The 16,447-nt window shown below is 67.6% G+C and carries 16 protein-coding genes; 14 read left to right on the top strand and 2 right to left on the bottom strand.

All coding sequences use genetic code 11. The annotated features are described in order from the left end of the window. The first annotated feature begins 73 nt into the window (after nucleotides 1–73). The 11 genes from cobO (at nucleotide 74) to RTK35_RS15155 (ending at nucleotide 10,523) form a co-directional block, all read left to right on the top strand. Nucleotides 74–685 carry a cob(I)yrinic acid a,c-diamide adenosyltransferase gene (cobO, locus tag RTK35_RS15205; RefSeq protein WP_069559716.1) on the top strand — a complete coding sequence of 204 codons (612 nt, stop codon included), beginning with the start codon at nucleotides 74–76 and terminating at the stop codon, nucleotides 683–685. Beyond that, nucleotides 685–1,974 carry a cobyrinate a,c-diamide synthase gene (locus RTK35_RS15200; RefSeq protein WP_139233611.1) on the top strand — a complete coding sequence of 430 codons (1,290 nt, stop codon included), beginning with the start codon at nucleotides 685–687 and terminating at the stop codon, nucleotides 1,972–1,974. The genes cobO and RTK35_RS15200 overlap by 1 nt, the downstream gene beginning before the upstream one ends. Next, on the top strand, nucleotides 1,971–2,621 hold the full coding sequence (gene bluB / locus RTK35_RS15195; RefSeq protein WP_074970058.1) for a 5,6-dimethylbenzimidazole synthase: 651 nt from the start codon (nucleotides 1,971–1,973) through the stop codon (nucleotides 2,619–2,621). Before RTK35_RS15200 ends, bluB begins: the two co-directional genes overlap by 4 nt. Beyond that, nucleotides 2,618–3,526 (top strand): adenosylcobinamide-phosphate synthase CbiB, encoded by a 909-nt coding sequence (gene cbiB, locus RTK35_RS15190; protein WP_316908362.1) that lies wholly within the window; start codon nucleotides 2,618–2,620, stop codon nucleotides 3,524–3,526. Before bluB ends, cbiB begins: the two co-directional genes overlap by 4 nt. Beyond that, nucleotides 3,519–4,511: a threonine-phosphate decarboxylase CobD gene (cobD, locus tag RTK35_RS15185; protein ID WP_044412473.1), complete on the top strand. Its 993-nt coding sequence runs from the start codon at nucleotides 3,519–3,521 to the stop codon at nucleotides 4,509–4,511. Before cbiB ends, cobD begins: the two co-directional genes overlap by 8 nt. Continuing rightward, the gene (locus tag RTK35_RS15180) at nucleotides 4,508–5,974 is read left to right on the top strand and encodes a cobyric acid synthase (RefSeq protein ID WP_316908361.1); all 1,467 of its coding nucleotides are present in this window, start codon (nucleotides 4,508–4,510) and stop codon (nucleotides 5,972–5,974) included. The genes cobD and RTK35_RS15180 overlap by 4 nt, the downstream gene beginning before the upstream one ends. Beyond that, on the top strand, nucleotides 5,967–6,485 hold the full coding sequence (gene cobU, locus RTK35_RS15175; protein WP_316908360.1) for a bifunctional adenosylcobinamide kinase/adenosylcobinamide-phosphate guanylyltransferase: 519 nt from the start codon (nucleotides 5,967–5,969) through the stop codon (nucleotides 6,483–6,485). Before RTK35_RS15180 ends, cobU begins: the two co-directional genes overlap by 8 nt. After that, the gene (cobT, locus tag RTK35_RS15170; protein WP_316908359.1) at nucleotides 6,485–7,543 is read left to right on the top strand and encodes a nicotinate-nucleotide--dimethylbenzimidazole phosphoribosyltransferase; all 1,059 of its coding nucleotides are present in this window, start codon (nucleotides 6,485–6,487) and stop codon (nucleotides 7,541–7,543) included. The genes cobU and cobT overlap by 1 nt, the downstream gene beginning before the upstream one ends. After that, nucleotides 7,540–8,085: an alpha-ribazole phosphatase family protein gene (gene cobC / locus RTK35_RS15165; RefSeq protein WP_316908358.1), complete on the top strand. Its 546-nt coding sequence runs from the start codon at nucleotides 7,540–7,542 to the stop codon at nucleotides 8,083–8,085. Before cobT ends, cobC begins: the two co-directional genes overlap by 4 nt. Further along, complete coding sequence (locus RTK35_RS15160) at nucleotides 8,082–8,813, top strand: adenosylcobinamide-GDP ribazoletransferase (RefSeq protein WP_316908357.1); 732 nt, start codon at nucleotides 8,082–8,084, stop codon at nucleotides 8,811–8,813. The genes cobC and RTK35_RS15160 overlap by 4 nt, the downstream gene beginning before the upstream one ends. 426 nt (nucleotides 8,814–9,239) lie before the next feature. Further along, nucleotides 9,240–10,523, top strand: coding sequence for a Wzz/FepE/Etk N-terminal domain-containing protein (locus tag RTK35_RS15155; RefSeq protein ID WP_316908356.1), 1,284 nt, complete (start codon nucleotides 9,240–9,242; stop codon nucleotides 10,521–10,523). 362 nt (nucleotides 10,524–10,885) lie between these two features. Here RTK35_RS15155 and sph read toward each other — a convergent pair whose 3' ends face one another. Both sph and RTK35_RS15145 read right to left on the bottom strand, forming a co-directional pair. After that, nucleotides 10,886–12,436 (bottom strand): sphingomyelin phosphodiesterase, encoded by a 1,551-nt coding sequence (gene sph / locus RTK35_RS15150; protein WP_316908355.1) that lies wholly within the window; start codon nucleotides 12,434–12,436, stop codon nucleotides 10,886–10,888. A 200-nt stretch (nucleotides 12,437–12,636) separates the two neighbouring features. Beyond that, nucleotides 12,637–14,457 carry an acyl-CoA dehydrogenase C-terminal domain-containing protein gene (locus tag RTK35_RS15145; protein WP_316908354.1) on the bottom strand — a complete coding sequence of 607 codons (1,821 nt, stop codon included), beginning with the start codon at nucleotides 14,455–14,457 and terminating at the stop codon, nucleotides 12,637–12,639. Between the two features lie 162 nt (nucleotides 14,458–14,619). Here RTK35_RS15145 and RTK35_RS15140 point away from each other — a divergent pair, with 162 nt between their 5' ends. From RTK35_RS15140 to RTK35_RS15130, 3 genes are read left to right on the top strand one after another with little or no spacing between them, the layout of a single operon-like run. Continuing rightward, nucleotides 14,620–15,033 carry a MarR family winged helix-turn-helix transcriptional regulator gene (locus RTK35_RS15140; protein ID WP_074970076.1) on the top strand — a complete coding sequence of 138 codons (414 nt, stop codon included), beginning with the start codon at nucleotides 14,620–14,622 and terminating at the stop codon, nucleotides 15,031–15,033. 52 nt (nucleotides 15,034–15,085) lie between these two features. Beyond that, nucleotides 15,086–16,276 (top strand): MFS transporter, encoded by a 1,191-nt coding sequence (locus RTK35_RS15135; RefSeq protein WP_316908530.1) that lies wholly within the window; start codon nucleotides 15,086–15,088, stop codon nucleotides 16,274–16,276. After that, the gene (locus RTK35_RS15130) at nucleotides 16,273–16,395 is read left to right on the top strand and encodes a hypothetical protein (RefSeq protein ID WP_260845423.1); all 123 of its coding nucleotides are present in this window, start codon (nucleotides 16,273–16,275) and stop codon (nucleotides 16,393–16,395) included. Before RTK35_RS15135 ends, RTK35_RS15130 begins: the two co-directional genes overlap by 4 nt. Nucleotides 16,396–16,447 lie beyond the last annotated feature (52 nt).

Below are 16,447 nucleotides of genomic sequence, written 5' to 3'. Positions count from 1 at the left end.
GGCCGCCGCCGCACCCGGCGTAAACTGCGCATCCTTCCGCCGGCGCCCGCGTCGGCCCGAACCGAGGACTCCCATGAGCGAATCCCCCGAACGCGACCAGCGCCACAAGGCGCGCATGCAGCGCAAGAAAGCCCTGATCGACGAGAAGATCGCCCAGGCCCAGGACGAGTACGGCCTGCTGCTGGTGCACACCGGCAACGGCAAGGGCAAGAGCAGCTCCGCCTTCGGCATGGTCGCCCGCGCCCTCGGCCACGGCTTCAAGGTGGGCGTGGTGCAGTTCATCAAGGGCGGCATGTCCACCGGCGAGGAGGCCTTCTTCCGCCGCTTCCCCGAGGAGGTCAGCTTCCACGTCATGGGCGAGGGCTACACCTGGGACACCCAGGACCGCCAGCGCGACATCGACAAGGCCCGCGCCGCCTGGGCCGTGGCCCGTGAACTGCTGGACGACCCCGAGGTGGGCCTGGTGGTGCTCGACGAACTGAACATCGCCCTCAAGCACGGCTACCTGGCGCTGGACGAGGTGCTGCGCGACATCGAGTCCCGCCCCGAGCACCAGCACGTGGTCGCCACCGGTCGGGGCGCGCCCGAGGCGCTGATCGAGGCGGCGGACACCGTCACCGAGATGAGCCTGGTCAAGCACGCCTTCAAGGCCGGGGTGAAGGCCCAGAAAGGCGTGGAGTTCTGATGACCCGCACCTGCCCCGCACTGCTCATCGCCGCACCCGCTTCCGGCCAGGGCAAGACCACCGTCACCGCCGCCCTGGCACGCCTGCACGCCCGCCAGGGCCGGCGCGTGCGGGTGTTCAAGTGCGGGCCGGATTTCCTCGACCCGATGATCCTTGCCCGCGCCTCGGGCCACCCGGTCTACCAGCTGGACCTGTGGATGATCGGCGAGGCCGAGAGCCGGCGCCTGCTGTGGGAAGCGGCGGGGGAAGCGGACCTGATCCTCATCGAGGGCGTCATGGGGCTGTTCGACGGATCGCCGTCCGCCGCCGACCTGGCGCGGCACTTCGGCGTGCCGGTGCTGGGGGTGATTAACGGCGCCGCCATGGCCCAGACCTTCGGCGCCCTGGCCGTGGGCCTGGCCACCTACCAGCCGGACCTGCCGTTCGCCGGCGTGCTCGGCAACCGTGTCGGCAGCCAGCGCCACAGCGACCTGATCCGCGACAGCCTGCCGGACTGGATCCGCTGGTACGGCGCCCTGCCGCGCAGCGCCGAGGTGGAGCTGCCCAGCCGTCACCTGGGGCTGGTGCAGGCCGAGGAGCTGGCCGACCTGGACGCCCGCCTGGACGCCGCCGCCGACGCCCTGGCCGCCAGCGCCGAAGTGGCGTTGCCGCCCGCCGTGGCCTTCGCCGCGCCGGCAGCCGAACCCCTGGAGCCCTGGCTCGAGGGCGTGCGCATCGGCGTCGCCCGTGACACCTCCTTCGCCTTCCTCTACCAGGGCAACCTCGACCTGCTGCAGCGCCTGGGTGCCGAGCTGGTGTTCTTCTCGCCCCTGGTGGACGCCGAGCTGCCAGCGGTGGACAGCCTCTACCTGCCCGGTGGCTACCCGGAGCTGCACCTGCCGCAGCTGGCCGGCAACCCGGCCATGGCCGCCGCCATCCGCGCCCACCACCAGGCCGGCAAGCCGATCCTCGCCGAGTGCGGCGGCATGCTCTACCTGCTGGAGGCGCTCACCGATGCCGCCGGCCAGTCCGCCGAGCTGCTGGGCCTGCTGCCCGGCCGCGCGGTGATGCAGAAGCGCCTGGCCGCCCTGGCCCTGCAGGAAGCCGCGCTGCCGGAAGGCACCCTGCGCGGGCACACCTTCCACCACTCGCTGCTGGAGTCCCCCGAGGCGCCGCTGGTGCGCGGCCTGTGCCCCAACGACAAGCCGGTGGCCGAGGCGGTGTACCGCATCGGCCGGCTGACCGCCTCGTACATCCACTTCTACCTGCCGTCCAACCCCCGGGCGGCTGCGGAGCTGCTGCGTCCATGAGCGACCACGCCTACCGTCCCGAGGACCGCGAGGCGATCTACCGGGTCATCGCCGAGCGCCGGGACATGCGCCACTTCGCCGGCGGCGAGGTGGCGCCCGAGCTGCTAGCGCGGCTGCTGGAGGCCGCCCACCAGGCGCCCAGCGTCGGGTTGATGCAGCCCTGGCGTTTCATCCGTATCCGCGACCGGGCGCTGCGCGAGGCCATCCATGGCCTGGTGGAAGCGGAGCGGGTGCGTACCGCCGAGGCCCTGGGCGAGCGTTCCGACGAATTCATGCGGCTGAAGGTGGAGGGCATCCTCGACTGCGCCGAGCTGCTGGTGGCCGGCCTGATGGACGGGCGCGAAGCCCATGTCTTCGGGCGACGCACCCTGCCGGAAATGGATATGGCTTCGCTGGCCTGCGCCATTCAGAATCTCTGGCTCGCCGCCCGTGCCGAAGGGCTGGGCATGGGCTGGGTCTCGCTGTTCGAGCCCCAGGCCCTGGCCGACCTGCTGGGCATGCCGCCCGGCAGCAAGCCCCTGGCAGTGCTCTGCCTGGGCCCGGTGGAAGCTTTCTACCCGGCGCCGATGCTGGCGCTGGAAGGCTGGGCGCAACCGCGCCCGCTGAGTGATCTGCTGTTCGAGAACCATTGGGGACACACGCAATGAGCCTGGGCCTGACCACACTGGTCGCACTGCTGCTGGACGCCCTGTTCGGCGAGCCCCGTCGCGGCCACCCGCTGGTGCTGTTCGGCCGCTGGGCCGAGCGCCTGGAGCGTCGTTTCAATCCGGGCGGACGCGGCTGGCGCAGCCACGGCGTCAGCGCCTGGCTGCTGGCGGTGCTGCCGCCTACGGCGGTGGTCTGGCTGCTGGCCGATATCCCCGGGCTGGGCTGGGTGGTCAGCGTGCTGGCGCTGTATGCCGCCGTCGGCCTGCGCAGCCTCAACGAACACGCCGAGCCGGTGGCCCAGGCGCTGGAGCAGGGCGACCTGGCCCGCGCGCGGGAGCGGGTCGGCTACATGGTCAGCCGCGACACCCGCGAGCTGGACGACAGCGCCGTGGCCCGCGCCGCCACCGAATCGGTGCTGGAGAACGGCAGCGACGCGGTGTTCGCCGCACTGTTCTGGTTCGCCGTGGCCGGTGCGCCGGGCGTGGTGCTCTACCGCCTGGCCAACACCCTCGACGCCATGTGGGGCTACCGCAATGCGCGCTTCGAACGCTTCGGCTGGGCGGCGGCGCGCATCGACGACGTCCTCAACTACATCCCCGCGCGCCTGGTGGCGCTGACCTACGCCGTGCTCGGCAAGACGGCGCTGGCCCTGCAGTGCTGGCGCCAGCAGGCGCCGCTGTGGGACAGCCCCAACGCCGGCCCGGTGATGGCCGCCGGTGCCGGCGCGCTGGGCGTGCAACTGGGCGGGCCGGCGATCTACCACGGCGAGCTGCACGAGCGGCCGCACCTGGGGCAGGGCGAGCCCGCCTGCGCTGCCGACATCCAGCGCGGCATGGACCTGGTGCGCCAGGGCGTGATGCTCTGGGTCGCCGTACTGATCGTCGGAGGGTGGCTCCTTGCTTGAACATGGCGGACGGCTGCGCCTCGCCGCGCAGCGCTATCGCATTCCCGAAGGCGACTGGCTGGACCTCTCCACCGGCATCGCCCCCTACGGCCTGACACTGCCGCCGATCCCCGCCCAGGCCTGGGCCCGCCTGCCCGAGCGGGACGACGGCCTGGAAGACGCCGCCCGCGACTACTACGGCGCCTGCGGGCTGCTGCCGGTGGCCGGCTCCCAGGCGGCGATCCAGGCCCTGCCGCGCCTGCGCAAGCGCAGCCAGGTGGGCATCATCTCGCCGTGCTACGCCGAGCATGCCGCCGCCTGGCGCCGTGAAGGCCACCGCCTCGAAGAGATCAGCGAAGCCGGCGCCCGCCGCGCCGTGGACCGCCTCGACGTGCTGCTGGTGGTCAACCCCAACAACCCCACCGGTCAACGCTTCACCCCGGACCTGCTGCTGGACTGGCACGGCCGCCTGGCCGAGCGCGGTGGCTGGCTGGTGGTGGACGAGGCGTTCATGGACGTCACCCCGGAGCAGAGCCTGGCCACTGCCAGCCACCTACCGGGGCTGATCGTGCTGCGTTCCTTCGGCAAGTTCTTCGGCCTGGCCGGCCTGCGCCTGGGCTTCGTGCTGGCCGAGGGGCGGCTGCTGGGCGAGCTGGACGAACTGCTCGGCCCCTGGACCGTCAGCGGCCCGGCCCGCGCCCTGGCCCGGGGCCTGCTGGAAGACCGCGCCGGCCAGGCCCGGCAACGCGAGCGCCTGCTGGCCGACGGGCAGCGCCTGGAGGCCCTGCTGGCCGGCCACGGCCTGGTGCCCACCGGCGGCTGCGCGCTGTTCCAGTGGGTGGCCATGCCCCACGCCAAGGTGCTGCACGAATACTTGGCGGCGCGAGGCATCCTCACCCGGCTGTTCACCGCACCGCCCAGCCTGCGCTTCGGCCTGCCGCCGGACGAGGCCGGCTGGCGCCGCCTCGACGAGACGCTGGCCGGCTTCAACCAGGAGTTCGCATGACCACCCTCATGGTGCAGGGCACCACCTCCGACGCCGGCAAGAGCACCCTGGTGACCGCGCTGTGCCGCTGGCTCAAGCGCCAGGGCGTGGCGGTGGCGCCGTTCAAGCCGCAGAACATGGCGCTGAACAGCGCGGTGACCGCCGACGGCGGCGAGATCGGCCGCGCCCAGGCGGTACAGGCCCAGGCCTGCGGGCTGGCGCCGCACACCGACATGAACCCGGTGCTGCTCAAGCCCAACAGCGACACCGGTGCCCAGGTGATCATCCACGGCCGCGCCGTCACCTCGATGAACGCCGTGGCCTACCACGACTACAAGAAGGTCGCCCTGCAGGCGGTGCTGGCCTCCCACCAGCGTCTGCAGGCGGGTTACCAGGTGGTGATGGTGGAGGGCGCCGGCTCCCCGGCGGAGATCAACCTGCGCGCCAACGACATCGCCAACATGGGCTTCGCCGAGGCGGTGGACTGCCCGGTGATCCTCATCGCCGACATCGACCGGGGCGGCGTCTTCGCCCACCTGGTGGGCACCCTGGAACTGCTCTCGGACAGCGAGCAGGCGCGGGTGAAGGGCTTCGTCATCAACCGCTTCCGGGGCGACATCGCCCTGCTGCAACCCGGCCTCGACTGGCTGGAGCAGCGCACCGGCAAGCCGGTGCTGGGGGTGCTGCCGTACCTCACCGACTTCCACCTGGAGGCCGAGGACGCCATCGACCGCCGCCAGGCCGATAAGACCGGCGAGGTGCTGCGGGTGGCGGTGCCGGTGCTGCCGCGCATCAGCAACCACACCGATTTCGACCCCCTGCGCCTGCACCCGCAGGTGCAGCTCACCTTCGTCGCACCGGGGCAGCCGCTGCCACCGGCGGACCTGGTCATCCTCCCCGGCTCCAAGAGCGTGCGCGCCGACTTGGCGCGGCTGCGCGAGCACGGCTGGGACCGCGCCTTGGCCCGTCACCTGCGCTACGGCGGCAAGGTGCTGGGCATCTGCGGCGGCTACCAGATGCTCGGCCGGCGCATCGCCGATCCCCATGCCCTGGAAGGTCCGGCGGGGGAGAGCGAGGGCCTCGGCCTGCTGGAACTGGACACCGTGCTGGAGCCGGAGAAGCAACTGCGCAACGTGCGCGGCCGCCTGAGCCTGGGCGACGTGCCGGTGAGCGGCTACGAGATCCACGCCGGAGTCAGCCAGGGCCCGGCCCTGGAGCGACCCGTCGCCCAGCTGGACGATGGCCGCTGCGACGGCGCACTGAGTGCCGACGGCCAAGTGCTCGGCACCTACCTGCACGGCCTGTTCGAAGGCGCCGAGGCCCGCGAGGCGCTGCTGCGCTGGGCCGGCCTGGAGCAGGTGCAGACCGTGGACTACCCGGCCCTGCGCGAACGCGACATCGAGCGCCTTGCCGATCAGGTCGAGCGCCACCTGGACACCGACCTGCTGCGCCGCCTCTGCGGCCTGGAGCCTGCCCATGGCTGAACTGATCCTCGGCGGCGCCCGCTCGGGCAAGAGCCGCCTGGCCGAACGACAGGCGGCCGACTCCGGCCTGGCGGTGGTGTACATCGCCACCAGCCAGCCGCTGGATGGCGAGATGAGCGCCCGCGTCGCCCATCACCGCGCCCGCCGGCCCGACCACTGGGGCCTGGTGGAGGAGCCCGTGGAACTGGCCCGCGTGCTGCGCGAGCACGCCAGTGCCGGCACCTGCCTGCTGGTGGACTGCCTGACCCTCTGGCTCACCAACCTGCTGATGCTGGAGGACGAGGCACGCCTGGCCGCCGAGCGCGATGCGCTGCTGGCCTGCATCGCCGAGCTGCCCGGCCGCGTGCTGCTGGTGAGCAATGAAACCGGCCTGGGGGTGGTGCCCCTGGGTAAACTGACCCGGCGCTACGTGGACGAGGCGGGCTGGCTGCACCAGGCCCTGGCCGAGCGCTGCACCCGCGTGACCTTCACCGTCGCCGGCCTGCCCATGCTGTTGAAGGGAGCTTCCTGATGAACACCGACGCCTGGTGGCTGGCCGCCTGCCAACCCGAAGACGCCTCTGCCCGCGACCTGGCCCTCACCCGGCAGGACCAGTTGACCAAGCCCCGTGGCGCCCTGGGCCGCCTGGAGGACGTGGCCGTGACCCTGGCTGCCCTGCAGGGCCGCGAGCGCCCGCGCATCGAGCGGCCCTGGTTCACCGTGTTTGCCGGTGACCACGGCGTGGTGGCCGAGGGCGTGTCGGCCTATCCCCAGGCGGTGACCGGCGAGATGCTGCGCAACTTCGTGCGCGGCGGCGCCGCCATCAGCGTGCTGGCCCGCACCCAGGGCGCACCGCTGGAGCTGGTGGACCTGGGCACCGCCGTGCCCATCGAGTCGCTGCCCGGTGTGCTGCACCTGAATCTCGGGCCGGGCACGGCGAACTTCGCCCAGGGCCCGGCGATGAGCGAGGCCCAGTGCCACGCCGCCCTGGCGGCCGGTCGCGACAGTGCCGAACGTGCCCGTGCCGAAGGTGCCGACCTGTACCTGGGGGGCGAGATGGGCATCGGCAACACCACCACTGCCAGCGCCCTGGCCGCCGCCCTGACCGGCACCTCCGCCACCACCCTGGCGGGCCCCGGCACCGGCCTGGACGCGGCGGGCGTGCAGCGCAAGGCCCTGGTGATCGACCAGGCCCTGGCCCTGCACCGGGCTCACTGCGAGGCCCCCCTGGAGGCCCTGCGGCGCCTGGGCGGCTTCGAGCTGGCGGCCCTGGCGGGCGCCTACCTGGCCTGTGCCCAGCGCGGCATCCCGGTGCTGGTGGACGGCTTCATCTGCAGCGTTGCCGCGCTCTGTGCCGTGCGCCTCAACCCCACGTGCCGCCCCTGGTTGCTGTTCGCCCACCGCTCGGCCGAGCCGGGCCACCTGGCGGTGCTGGAGGCGTTGGGCGCCGAGCCGCTGCTGGACCTGGGCCTGCGCCTGGGCGAGGGCAGTGGTGCGGCGGTGGCCTTGCCGCTGCTGCGCCTGGCCTGCGACCTGCACGGCGGCATGGCCACCTTCGCCGAGGCGGCCGTCTCGGACCGCCCGGCATGAGCCCGGTCATCGACCTGCTGCGCCATGGCGAGACGGAGCGCGGGGGCGGCTTTCGCGGCAGCCTCGACGATGCCCTGACCGCCACCGGCTGGGCACAGATGCGGGCGGCCGTGGAAGGCGCCGGGCCCTGGACGCGGATCGTCAGCTCGCCGCTGCAGCGCTGCGCCACCTTCGCCCGTGAGCTGGCGGAGCGGCTGGCGCTGCCCCTGGCCTTCGACGAGGACCTGCGCGAGCTGCACTTCGGTGACTGGGAAGGGCGCAGCGCGGCCGAGCTGATGGAAACCGACGCCGACGGGCTCGGTGCCTTCTGGAACGATCCCTATGCCTTCACCCCGCCCAACGGCGAGCCGCTGGAGGCCTTCGAGGCACGGGTGCTGGCGGCCCGCCAGCGGCTGCTGGAGGGCAGTGATGGGCCGGTGCTGGTGGTCAGCCATGGCGGGGTGATCCGCCTGTTGCTGGCGCAGGCCCGGGGCTTGCCTCGGCAGCAACTGATGAGCGTCGAGGTGCCCCACGCCTCGCTGCAACGGATCGTCCTGACATGACGCCGTTGCTGATCGCCCTGCAGTTCCTCACCCGCCTGCCGGTGCGCCTGCCGGGCATGCCCGAGCCGCAGCAGATCGGTCGCTCGCTGCTGTTCTACCCGCTGGTGGGCGCGCTGCTCGGCCTGTTGCTGCTCGGCCTGGAGTGGCTGCTGGGGGATACCGCGCTGCTGCTCAAGGCGGCGCTGCTGCTGGCCGCCTGGGTGGCCCTGAGCGGTGGCCTGCACCTGGATGGCCTGGCCGATACGGCGGACGCCTGGGTCGGCGGCTACGGCGACCGCGAGCGCACCCTGGCGATCATGAAGGACCCGCGCAGCGGCCCCATCGCGGTGGTGGTGGTGGTGCTGGTGTTGCTGCTGAAGTTCGCCGCGCTGGTGGCGCTGCTGGAGCAGGGCCCCATCGCCGCGCTGCTGCTGGCGCCCTGGCTGGCGCGTGGCCTGCTGCCGTTGCTGTTCATGACCACCCCCTACGTGCGCCCGGGCGGCCTGGGCCAGGCCCTGGCCGAGCACCTGCCGCGCCAGGCGCTGCCCTGGGTGCTGGGCGCCCACGCGCTGCTGGGCCTGGTGTTCGGCTGGGTGGCGCTGGTGTCGCTGGCGGCGGCCCTGGCCGTGTTCGCCGGGTGGCGGCGCGGCCTGATGCGCCGGCTGGGCGGCACCACCGGGGACACTGCCGGAGCGCTGGTGGAACTGGTAGAGGTGGGGGTGCTGGTCGTGGTTGGGCTGTCAGCCTAGCGCACTCTGTGAACGCTAGAAACCACGGCCCACGAAGAAGAACAATACATAGAGCATGATTATTTAGTCGACCACCGTAAAAGTAAGCTACTCGCTTTGATACTCTGTGCTCTCGTTAGCTAAGTATGGACTGGTTAACAATATTGAGTGGCAATTGTTTGAAAAATACCATGTTCTTGATCTGGTAGTTTTATTTTTGCTAAGGTGCCTGTGCCCGTTTTTTTGAAGAGTGATACATGATAATTTAAATATTAAGCTGTCTCGCCGATTTTTATGATTTTTTTCTATCTTGCACTCAGGCGAGATGGTTGCACATTTATGATGTATTATTTTTGTTTTTAATTTATTTGATAGCGTTTTTTGGGGTAGAGAAGCCTTCTGTTCGTGAGGGGTAATCCGGTCGGCTTGTTTTTATGGAGGGATAGAATGAATAATCCGATGTTTCATCATCAGCAGATCAATGGTGAGGTTGATTTTTTTACGCTGTTAAGGGATTTGTGGGAGCAGAGGCTTTTAGTTTTTTCAGTAACTGCCGTGGCAACGTTTGTGGCTGTCGCATATGCGTACATCTCAACTCCTTATTATAGAGTTGAGAGCGTTATTCGGATGGCTTCTTTGAAGGATTTGGATGAGTTAAATGGTTCTGAGCTCTATTCTTTGACACCTAAAGAGGCATTGCTCAATGTTAGTGATGCTTTGCAGTCTTACAGTCTTCGCATGAAGTTCTTTCAGGCTAACTCCAATCTCTACAGGGGACTTCAGAAAGATGATGAGCCTCTGGAGCGCTCGGTAGAGCGCTTTAATCGGGAAGGAATTTCAATGCTGGGTCTTGGGCCAAAAAAGGGGGATGATGAGACTTCTTATCAGGGGATCAGCCTTACTTATCCCAAAGGCTTGAATGGGGTGGCTATTGTTAACGGCTTAGTGCTTGCTGCTATCGAGCAAGAGCGACAGCGCGTACAGGACGACTTCAACGTTATACTTAGTAATCGTCTGGTGCAGTTGCAGAACCAGATTTCAACTGAGCGTGCTCGTTATGAGGCTGATAAGGAGGCACGTATTGCTTCGTTAGCTGAGGCTGATCAACTAAAACGTGCCCAGCTGCAGGATGAGCTGCGAGCGTTGCGAAAAGAGCTACAGTTGCGTCGCCAAAATAGAATTAAAATGTTGGATGAGGCTATCCATATTGCAGAAAGTCTCGAAATTTACAAGCCCACGATGCCTTTTTCTTTTGGCGATAATTCAAACGAATTTCCGAGTGGTGTGACTCATGCGGAAGTCACTAGTCGGCAGTTTCCTCTTTATTTTATGGGGAGTGAGACGTTGAGGGCTGAGCGCTCTGCCCTGCAGTCTCGCCGTTCGGATGATTTTGTCGAGCCGCGTATCGCTGAGATTTACAGGGAATTTAGTTTGCTTGAAAAAAATAGACGGATTGAAATTATCAGGCAGCGAGATAATGTAGACCTGTTTTTTAGGGGGTTATTAAAGCTGCGTGGTGAGCAGATTCGGCTCGAAAACATAAAGCTTGATCTTTCTAATTTAAAGTTGGTGCGCGTGGATCAGCCGGCAATTGAGTATCAGGAAGTTGAGGGGGGGCGTAAGTTTTTTGTTATTTTGGTTGGTGTGATGTTTGGTTTTGTTTTTGGTTGTTTTGCTGCTGTATTGCGAGCTTTTATTTTGCGCAAGATTGGTTTTTCTAAGGTTTTGTAATCAGTTGTTTTGCGTTGCTTAAATTTAGCAAGGTGCGAGCGAGATTTTAATGCTGCTTTCTCTTTAAGAAGATAGTTGGTGTTGGTGGTGAGGTCGTATTTATTGTTGGTTTCGGAATATGGCTATCGGCTCTTTTGGGTTTAAGGTCGGAATCTGAGTGCGTTTTTGAGTGCAACTGATAGTTTTCAGTCATGGTGCATGTTTTGGCGCCGGAGAGAGCAGTCTTTAATCAGGGGCTAGCCCTCATCTATAGTTTCGTAGTGCCTAACTATATGATGGGGCTCCAGCCATTAAGGCGGAGACCTCCACCGGCGCCGATTCCTCCGTTCATTACCTCAGTTGCTGTCCCGCTGAACGTCGGTTCAGAAACGCAGCTTGCTGCGCCAGTCCTCGTGGACGGCGGTGGGGGCTACTTCCACACGGAAGCGGCTGCCGTCCTGGGCGTTGCCCCAGAGGAACAGGTGGTCCTTCCAGGCGCCGTCGGGCCAGATCTTCAGGTAGTAGTCGTGGCCGGGCAGGGGGCGTTGCCCGCTGTAGTCGATGAAGGCCACCTGGTCGCCGTCCTTCAGGCATTGCCCCTGGTCGTTGTCGATCTGCACGCGCAGGTGCCGCGAGGGCTTGCCGGCGGCGGGGTAGTAGCCCCATTTGCCGGCACCGTGTTCGTACCAGGTGAGGAAGTAGCCGGGGTAGGCGCGGGATTCCAGGGTGACGTAGTCGCCGTTGCGCACGCAGAAGCTGGCGAAGTGGTCCCAGGCATTGAGGCTGAAGGTGCTGGCGTCGTCGCGGCCGTTGCCGGTGACGGTGACCCAGTTGGTGGCCTTTGCCCCGGTGCGCAGGGCGTTGCCGTTGTCCAGGCTGCGCAGCACCACGCGGGCGTAGCGGTTGTCGGTGGGCTTGTAGGCCTGCTGCGGCGTGCGCAGCGGGTCGGCGTAGGTGAAGGCGGCCACCGGGTAGTGGTCGGAGTAGTCCTGGTAGTACCAGGTGTTGACGCCGTCGCTGGCACTCCAGCGCGGGGAGGGGATGTCCAGCGCCTGGTTGTGCCAGTAGGACACCTGGCCATGGCGGTTGGAGACGAGGATGTAGTCGAGGTACTCCGGCGGGTTGCTCGGCGCCTTGCCGGGGCCGTTGTCCTTGTAGGGGTACTGGTAGCCGGTGACGCCGTTGCGCCGGGTGTCGAAGGTGGCGGAGGCACCGGCGTAGCTGTCGGGCTCGCGCAGGTCCAGCTGGGCCAGCATGTGCGGGTATTCGTCGCTGCCGCGGATGACGTTGAGGTCGCCGCCGATGAACAGCACTTCGTTGGCGGGGATGTTCTCGCGGTCGATGAAGGCGCGCATTTCCCTGAACTGGCTTTCCCGCACGGCACGGCCTCCATCCGGGCAGGCGCTGTCGGCGGCCTGGGTGTGGGTGGCGATGACGTGGAAGGGGCGCTCGCCGCGCAGCACCTTGACGTAGACGAAGCCCTTGTTGGCCAGCCGGTCGGCGCCACAGGCATCGCGGTAAAGGTATTGCACCCGGCGTGCGATGGGCCAGCGGCTGACGATGGCGACGCCGCCGTCCTCGAGGTTGGCGGCGGGGTTGCCGGTGGTGGCGTCCCAGCCTGCGGTGGAGCGGCCGAGCACGGGCGTCTGGTGCGGGTAGCGGTCCTTCAGGCCGTTCAGCAGGATGTCGGAGGCGGCGTTGTCGAACAGTTCGTTGAAAATCACCAGGTCGCGCTCTTCCAGGTAGTCGGCGCGGGTCATCAGCCGGGCGCGATCCTGGTTGCTCCAGCTGAACTTGAACGGCAGCGGCGTGAGGAAGAGGGCGTTGTGGGTGAGCAGGTTGTAAGCGTCGGGCCGGGGATCGGGGGCGGCCTGGGCCTGGGTGGCGGCGAGGAGGGTGAGCAGCGTTCCGGTGATGCGGGCAGATGGGGTCATCGGCATGTCCTTGATGGGGGCTCAGGGCGGCGCGACGCTACCACCCGTTGGCGGACCGGCTAAGGCTTCGTCCGTTTCGTCCGCTGTAAGAAACATCAGCTGTATGACGGCGAGATTTCATGGGGGATAGCTGAAGGCCTGGCGTCGTCTGCCCCAGGCCTCCCGCCGGGAGCGCCTGGGGCGATGCCCCACCCGGTGCCTCATTCGAAGACGAAATGCTCCCCCGGCAGGCCCATCACCGAGCCGGTGGGCTTGGTCATGGCGGCGGCGTGGCCCTTGGCGCGGGGCAGCAAGCGGTCGAAGTAGAAGTCGCTGGTGGCCAGCTTGGCGCGGTAGAAGTCCTCGGACTCGCTGCCGCCTTCACGCAGGTGGCGGCGGGCGGCGGCTTCCTGCAGGGCCCAGGCGTAGGCGAGGGCGGCGTAGCCGGCGTACATGAGGAAGTCGTGGCTGGCAGTGCCCACCAGGTCGCGGTCCTTGCGGGCGCGCAGGGCGATGCGCAGGGTCATGACGTTCCACTGCCCGGCGAGCTTGAGCAGGGTGAGGGCGCGGCCGCGCATGGCGGGCTCCTGCTTGATCAGGTCCATGGCGAAGCGGGCCATCTGCCCGGTGAAGTCGCGCACGGCCTTGCCCTGGGTCATCAGCAGCACCTTGCGGCCGAGCAGGTCGAGGGCCTGGATGCCGGTGGTGCCTTCGTAGAGGGTGGCGATGCGGGCGTCGCGGACGATCTGCTCCATGCCGTGCTCGCGGATGTAGCCGTGGCCGCCGAACACCTGCATGCCGAGGTTGGCGCTCTCCAGGCCCAGTTCGGTGAGGCAGCCCTTGAGGATGGGGGTGAGGAAGCCGAGCTTGTCGTCCCAGTGTTCGTACTTGCCGGTGTCGTTCTGCAGGATGCCTTCGATCATGCGGTCGGCGTACTGGGTGGCGAGGTAGACCAGCGCGCGGCCGCCTTCGGCGATGGCCTTCTGGGTCAGCAGCATGCGCCGCACGTCACCGTGGTGCATCAGCACGTCGGCCACCTCGCCCGGCTCCTTGGTGCCGGAGAGGGCGCGCATGGAGCGGCGTTCGCGGGCGTAGGCGAGGGCGCCCTGGTAGGCCAGTTCGGCGGTGGCGACGCCCTGGATGGCGGTGCCGATGCGGGCGCTGTTCATGAAAGTGAACATGCATTCCAGGCCCTTGTTCGGCGGGCCGATGAGGTAGCCGGTGGCGCCGTCGAAATTCATCACGCAGGTGGCCGAGGCCTTGATCCCCATCTTCTTCTCCAGCGCGCCGCAGCTGACGCCGTTGCGCGGGCCGAGGCCGCCGTCGGCGCCGGGGAGGAACTTGGGCACGATGAACAGGGAGATGCCGCGGGTGCCCTTGGGCGCGTCGGGCAGGCGGGCGAGGACGATGTGGATGATGTTCTCGGTGAGGTCGTGGTCACCGGAGGAGATGAAGATCTTGGTGCCGGTGAGGGCGTAGCTGCCGTCGGCGTTGGCTTCGGCGCGGGTCTTCACCTGGCCCAGGTCGGTGCCGCACTGGGGTTCGGTGAGGCACATGGTGCCGGCCCAGCGGCCTTCGGTGAGGGGCGTCAGGTAGGTGCGTTTCTGTTCCTCGGTGCCGTGCTGCATGAGGGTGTTCATGGCGCCGAGGGAGAGGCCGGGGTACATGGAGAAGGGCCAGTTGGCGGTGCCGAGCATCTCCTGCTTGAGGGCGCCGAGGCTCATGGGCAGGCCCTGGCCACCGTACTCGACCGGGTGCGAGAGGCCTTGCCAGCCACCGGCGACGTAGGCGTCGTAGGCCTCTTTGTAGCCCTTGGGCGTGCGCACTTCGCCGTTCTCCAGGTGGCAGCCTTCCTCGTCGCCGCTGTGGTAGAGCGGGGCGATGACTTCCTCGCAGAGCTTCGCGCACTCGCCGAGGATGGCGTCGACCATGTCGGGGGTGGCGTCCTGGCCGTTGGCGAGGCTGCGGTAGTGGGCGGGGAAGTCGAAGACTTCGTTGAGCAGGAAACGGGTGTCGCGCAGGGGCGCCTTGTAGCTGGGCATCGGGACCTCGGCAGGCAGGTGGCAGTCGCGCCGAGTTATACGGCGCACCGGTCATGTCGGCCTTGGCAGCGGGAACGGGGGCGTCTGGCAGTTCGGACAATACCGGCCGGCGGTTGCGGTTTTCGTTGACGCTTTCCTTGATGCGGGTATATACACGCATCCATGTCGACCTCCCCCTGCCTGTGCACGCGGCTGCGCCGCGCCAGCCGCAACCTGACCCGCATCTACGACGAGGCGCTCGAATTCGCCGGGATCAACGTCGCCCAGTATTCGCTGCTGAGGAACCTGCAGCGGCTGGATCGGCCGAGCATCACCGACCTGGCGGAGGCGCTTGCGCTGGACCGCAGCACCCTGGGGCGCAACCTGAGGGTGCTGGAGGGCAAGGGCCTGGTCGGGCTGGGCGAAGGCGAGGACCAGCGCAACCGCGTGGCGTTCCTGACCGCTGAGGGCCAGGCCTGTGTCGCCTTGGCGCTGCCTGCCTGGGAGTCGGTGCAGCGACGGATGGTTGAGCGCCTGGGCGCGGGGCAGCGCGATGCGCTGATGGCCCTGCTGGGTGACGTGGAATCCCTGGACTGACTGTTTCGCGATAACGCGGGTGCCTGCCCGTAGAGGACATGCAATGAATTCGATGTGGCGCACGAGTGGCTGGGTGTTGCTGGGGGCGTCGCTGATCCTGGCGCTGTCGCTGGGCATCCGCCACGGCTTCGGCCTGTTCCTGGCCCCGATGAGCGGGGAGTTCGGCTGGGGGCGGGAGGTGTTTGCCTTTGCCATTGCGCTGCAGAACCTGATCTGGGGGCTGTCGCAACCCTTCACCGGGGCCCTGGCCGATCGCTTCGGTGCGACGCGGGCTGTGGTGGTGGGTGGTGTGCTCTATGCGCTGGGGCTGGTGCTGATGAGCCTGTCCCATACGCCGCTGCAGCTCTCGGCCAGTGCGGGGCTGCTGATCGGCATCGGGCTGTCGGGGACGTCGTTCTCGGTGATCCTCGGGGTGGTCGGGCGGGCGGTGCCGATGGAGCAGCGCAGCATGGCCATGGGCATTGCGGCGGCAGCCGGTTCGTTCGGCCAGTTCGCCATGCTGCCGGGCTCCCAGGGGTTGATCAGTTGGCTGGGCTGGTCGTCGGCGCTGCTGGCGCTGGGGCTGCTGGTGGCGTTGATCGTGCCGCTGGCGGGGATGCTCAAGGACCGTCCGTTGCCCAGCAAGGGGCCGGAGCAGAGCCTGGCCGAGGCGCTGCGCGAGGCGGCGGCGCACCGGGGGTTCTGGCTGTTGTCGCTGGGCTTCTTCGTCTGCGGGTTCCAGGTGGTGTTCATCGGCGTTCATCTGCCGGCCTACCTGGTGGACCAGCACCTGCCGGCGACCGTGGGCACTACGGTGCTGGCGCTGGTGGGGTTGTTCAATGTGTTCGGCACCTACATCGCCGGCTGGCTGGGCGGGCGCCTGGCCAAGCCGCGGCTGCTGACCGTGCTGTACCTGCTGCGGGCAGTGGTGATCCTGGCCTTCCTCTATATGCCGCTGTCGGTGTGGAGCGCCTACGCCTTCGGCATGGTGATGGGGCTGTTGTGGCTGTCGACGGTGCCGCTGACCAACGGCACGGTGGCGACCCTGTTCGGGGTGCGCAACCTGTCGATGCTGGGCGGCATCGTGTTCCTCTTCCACCAGCTCGGGGCCTTCCTCGGTGGCTGGCTGGGCGGCTACCTGTACGACCACACCGGCAGCTACGAGGTGGTGTGGCAGATCTCCATCCTGCTCAGCCTGATGGCGGCCGCGCTGAACTGGCCGATCCGCGAGCAGCCGGTGGCGCGCCTGCAGGTGGCGGTGTGAGGGCGCGCCTGGCGCTGGTCGCCGTGGCGGCCCTGGTGCTGGGCCTGACCGCGCTGGCCTGGTGGGGGTGGCAGCGGGGTGGCCTGGCGCTGCTGCAACTGAACATGAGCCTGTGCTGATTGCCGGCCGGCGGGCCCGGCGCTAGCCTTGCTCCACCGCTTGACCCGCCGC

Origin of the sequence: Pseudomonas sp. zfem003 (genome assembly GCF_032621675.1) — a bacterium.
GTDB classification, from domain to species: Bacteria; Pseudomonadota; Gammaproteobacteria; order Pseudomonadales; family Pseudomonadaceae; genus Metapseudomonas; species Metapseudomonas otitidis.
Note: the sequence above shows the minus strand (reverse complement) of the source record. Positions and strands in the feature narration are given on the sequence as shown.